The organism is Streptomyces sp. NPDC054932 (assembly GCF_053610205.1).
The window spans coordinates 1-3,816 of record NZ_JBSGXU010000345.1; the positions used below are offsets into that span (position 1 = coordinate 1).

Sequence of the window (3,816 nt, forward strand, 5' to 3'; positions counted from 1 at the left end):
CGCCCCCGGCGGACCCACCCCTCACCGACGGCCGCCGGCCCCTACGGCCGGATGTTCTGGTTCAGGTGGAACAGGTTCCCCGGGTCGTAGGTGCGCTTGACCGCGACCAGCCGGTCGTAGTTGTCCCTGTAGTTCGCCCGGATCCGGTCCTGGTCGTCATCGGCCATGAAGTTGATGTAGCCGCCCTCCTGCGAGTGCGGGGCGGTCGCCTCGTAGTAGTCGCGCACCCAGGCCGTGCCCGCCTCGTTCGTGGCCGGGTCGGGCCACATGCCCGCGATCACCGTGGCGAACGAGGCGTCCCGGTACGCGAAGGACGTCGCGTCCGGTGCGACGCGGTGGCAGGCGCCGTTGATCGGGTAGATGTGGACCGTCGAGTTCACGGCGGGCAGGCCCGGCGCGTGCCGAAGGTGCGCGTCGATCGCGGCGTCGGTGAGCTCGGAGACGAAGTTGGCCTTCCAGTAGTGCTGGAGGCCGGGCGGTACGAGCGCGTCGAAGGCGCTGTTGAGCGCCGGGTACGGCATGGGACCCACGTGCTCGGCGACGACCGGCGCGAAGTCGCGGAAGGTCTGTACGGCGCGCTCCCCCTCGTCGAGCGGCCCGGACCAGCACGCCACGATCAGCGCGAAGGTGTCACCGTGCCGGTCCTCCGGGATGAACGGCAGCGGCGGTGCGATCTGGAAGGCCGGGAACCCGCCCAGCTCCTCCGGCGCATCGGCGATGTGGTCGGCGAACGAGCGCAGCACGGTGGCGGCATCCTCCAGCTCGAAGAGCATCGGTCCGCCGTAGATGTCCTTGACGGGGCTCAGCCGGTACTCGAACGAGGTCACCGCGCCGAAGTTGCCGCCCCCGCCGCGCAGCGCCCAGAACAGGTCGGCGTTCTCCTCCTCGCTCGCCACGACGAGCCGGCCGTCCGCGGTCACCACATCGGCCGAGACCAGGTTGTCGCAGCTCAGGCCCAGTCCGCGGGCCAGGTACCCGATGCCGCCACCGAGGGTGAGCCCGCCGATGCCGGTGGTGGAGATGATCCCGCCGGTCGTGGCCAGCCCGAAGGGGTAGGTGGCCGCGTTGAAGTCGCCCCAGGTCGCACCGCCCTCGGCGCGGGCCGTACGCCCGGCGGCATCGACGCGGACGCCGCGCATCCCGGACAGATCGGCGACCACGCCGCCGTCGCAGGTGCCGAAACCGGGCACGCTGTGCCCGCCGCCCCGCACCGCCAGATCGAGCCCGTTCTCGCGGGCGAAATCGACCGCGGCCATGACGTCCCCCGCGTTGGCGCAGCGCACCACGGCGGCCGGCCTGCGGTCGATCATGGCGTTGTGGACCTTGCGCGCCTCGTCGTAGGAATCGTCGTCCGGGGTGACTACCGCCCCGCGTACCCGTTCTCGCAACTGGTCGATCGAGAGCTTGCCCATGGCCATCGCTCCTCGTGGATCACGTCGTTCACGCTGCGTCGCGCTGCGTCGCGCTACGGCTCCAGGTGGCTGAAGCCCACCTCGAAGCGTTCGACCGAGACGATCCGCTGGCCCTCGCGCCGCGCGGTCTCCTCACGGATCCGGGCGGCCTGCTCCTCGCTGTCCCTCATGGTCCGCTCGTCGTCCCACAGGGTCAGCGACTTGGCCACGCCCGTCGCCCGGTCGACGAGGTAGTAGACACCCCGGAAACCGGGAACGTCCTGGACCTGCCTGACGATCGCCTCCGAATTCGCGCTCACGTCTCCCTCCGTGGGGACCGGTGATCCCTGGTAGGTGCTCAGCCTCGCGAACATCTGTGGCAGCCCTTCCTCGCAGGGCCGCCGGTCGGAAGAACAGGCGGCTCCACGACCAGGGTGCTCCGGCGCGCCGCAGCCCGCATGCCGGAGCGGCGCGACAATGGGGGGAAGGGCGCCCGCGCCCTTGCTCTGCCGTTGCCGTGACCGAGGCCGTTGCCGTTGCCGAGAGGCGGGACGTCGAGGTGCCGTACATAGCTGTGACCGCCCTGAGCCATGTCGGGCTGGTGCGCGAGCACAACGAGGACAGTCTCGCCATCGGACCGTGGACCCTGTGCGGGACCGTGACCCAGAACCCCCAGACCCTGGTCTTCCCCTTCGGCAGACCGCTCGTCGTCGCCGTCGCGGACGGGCTCGGCGGTCAGCCCGCCGGCGAGGTGGCCAGCGAGCTGGTGGTGCGCCAGCTCTCCTCGCTCGGTCCCTCGCTGGACGGCCCGGACGCCGTGGGTGACGCGCTGAACCTCTGCAATCGCGCCGTGTACTCGGCCACCGAGGGGCGCCCGGAGCTGGCCACCATGGGGACCACCGTCGCGGGCGCCCTCGTCCTGGCGGATTCGCTGCTGGCGTTCAACGTCGGTGACAGCAAGGTGTTCCACGCGGCCCAGGACGGACTGCACCAGGTCAGCGTAGACGACAGCCCGCCGCCCGTACCCGGCCACCGCACCACCTCGGCGGTCACCCAGGTCCTCGGCGGCAGCCGCGGGTACGACGAGATCACTCCCCACATCGCGGCCTTCCCGGTGACCGAGGGCGACCGGTACCTGGTCTGCAGCGACGGGCTGACCGACCCGGTGCCGAACGAGGAGATCGAGGGGCTGCTGCGGGTGCACGACGACGGCAGGGCCGCCTTCGAGCTGTGGAAGGCCGCCATCGACGCCGGCGGCCCGGACAACATCACGCTGGCGCTGCTGCGCATCGGCGCGTAGCCGGACCCGTACGCCCCGGGTGCGGGCCTCAGGGGGTGCTCACGCTCCTGGTGCAGGACTCGCCGAAGTCGCGTACGTCCACGGAGGCGTGGACCGTGAGGCCCACGGCCTTGGACGTGTGGCGCTCGACCAGCTCCAGCACCGACCGGGTCAGACGGGACTTGGTCGCGGCCGTGCGGCCCCGGGCGATGGCCAGCTCCACGTGGACGACCGCCCGGCCGTCGGCGCCGTCCCCGACGAAGGACTCCTCCAGACGGTGGAAACGCGTCTTGCAGTTGCCGATCGCGGTATCGATGACCCCGGCCGCCGGCGCGTGCAGTTCGAGCGCGAACGCCCGCCGGTCGAGCGCGTCGGCCAGCGAGTCCGAGTATTCGACGACTGCGTGGGGCACGGGGCCACTCCCTGCTCTGCGGATTCGGGGCAACGGGCCCCGGCCCCGCGCCGGTTGACGGGGACACGGCGACGGTAACCGAGCCCGCCCGGCCGCGCCCGTGGCCGTGCTCACCCGTCCGCCCGCGCCGGGCGGGTCGGGCGGGGTGATTCCACGGAAAAACGTCGGCGTTCATATGATTTCCGGGTCCGGAAATCCGTTGGGGCACCTGGAGAATTTCGACTCGGACGCGAAGGAATTTCCGCTGCCGCCGGTTCCCGCTGTGCTACGGTGACGTCGTTGCAGTTGTGGTTCCCAAAAAACTTACAAGTGCTCTCACCGGATTTTCGGTGGGCGCACTTTTTATTTCCGGTGCATGCAGTGAAATCTACTCGTTCCGGTCGGGGCAATCATCACGGCGACACCAGGCCCGCACAGTGCGGTCCCGGGCACTGCCCCAAAGGAGAATTCATATGGCATCTGGCACCGTGAAGTGGTTCAACGCGGAAAAGGGCTTCGGCTTCATCGAGCAGGAGGGCGGCGGCGCCGACGTCTTCGCCCACTACTCGAACATCGCCTCTTCCGGCTTCCGTGAGCTTCAGGAAGGCCAGAAGGTTACCTTCGACGTCACGCAGGGCCAGAAGGGCCCGCAGGCCGAGAACATCGTTCCCGCCTGATCTCTGACGTCCTACGTCAACGCCGGCGCCCGCGCCGGCGCGCAGACGCGGCCGAGGCCCGCACCCTGGGGTGCGGGC

The 3,816-nt window shown here is 70.3% G+C and carries 5 protein-coding genes; 2 read left to right on the forward strand and 3 right to left on the reverse strand.

The genetic code is table 11. The features are described 5' to 3' along the window. Positions 1–41: 41 nt before the first annotated feature. Both ACWGE1_RS40425 and ACWGE1_RS40430 read right to left on the reverse strand, forming a co-directional pair. Entirely contained in the window at positions 42–1,412 is a 1,371-nt protein-coding gene (locus ACWGE1_RS40425) for an FAD-binding oxidoreductase (protein ID WP_453425461.1), read from the reverse strand. A 53-nt stretch (positions 1,413–1,465) separates the two neighbouring features. Next, positions 1,466–1,711, reverse strand: a complete 246-nt coding sequence (locus ACWGE1_RS40430) for a hypothetical protein (RefSeq protein ID WP_453425462.1) — start codon at positions 1,709–1,711, stop codon at positions 1,466–1,468. 239 nt (positions 1,712–1,950) lie between these two features. On the opposite strand from ACWGE1_RS40430, the gene ACWGE1_RS40435 reads away from it, so the two are divergent. Continuing rightward, on the forward strand, positions 1,951–2,691 hold the full coding sequence (locus ACWGE1_RS40435) for a PP2C family protein-serine/threonine phosphatase (RefSeq protein ID WP_453425464.1): 741 nt from the start codon (positions 1,951–1,953) through the stop codon (positions 2,689–2,691). A 28-nt stretch (positions 2,692–2,719) separates the two neighbouring features. Here the strand turns inward: ACWGE1_RS40435 and ACWGE1_RS40440 are convergent, their stop codons facing one another. Beyond that, positions 2,720–3,082 carry a 5-carboxymethyl-2-hydroxymuconate Delta-isomerase gene (locus ACWGE1_RS40440; protein ID WP_453425463.1) on the reverse strand — a complete coding sequence of 121 codons (363 nt, stop codon included), beginning with the start codon at positions 3,080–3,082 and terminating at the stop codon, positions 2,720–2,722. 452 nt (positions 3,083–3,534) lie between these two features. On the opposite strand from ACWGE1_RS40440, the gene ACWGE1_RS40445 reads away from it, so the two are divergent. Next, complete coding sequence (locus ACWGE1_RS40445) at positions 3,535–3,738, forward strand: cold-shock protein (RefSeq protein ID WP_030011983.1); 204 nt, start codon at positions 3,535–3,537, stop codon at positions 3,736–3,738. Positions 3,739–3,816 lie beyond the last annotated feature (78 nt).

Bases quoted from the DNA above. Each gene is read 5' to 3' on its own strand.
- ACWGE1_RS40425 (WP_453425461.1), bottom strand. From the start codon at position 1,412: ATGGGCAAGCTCTCGATCGACCAGTTGCGAGAACGGGTACGCGGGGCG.
- ACWGE1_RS40445 (WP_030011983.1), top strand. From the start codon at position 3,535: ATGGCATCTGGCACCGTGAAGTGGTTCAACGCGGAAAAGGGCTTCGGC.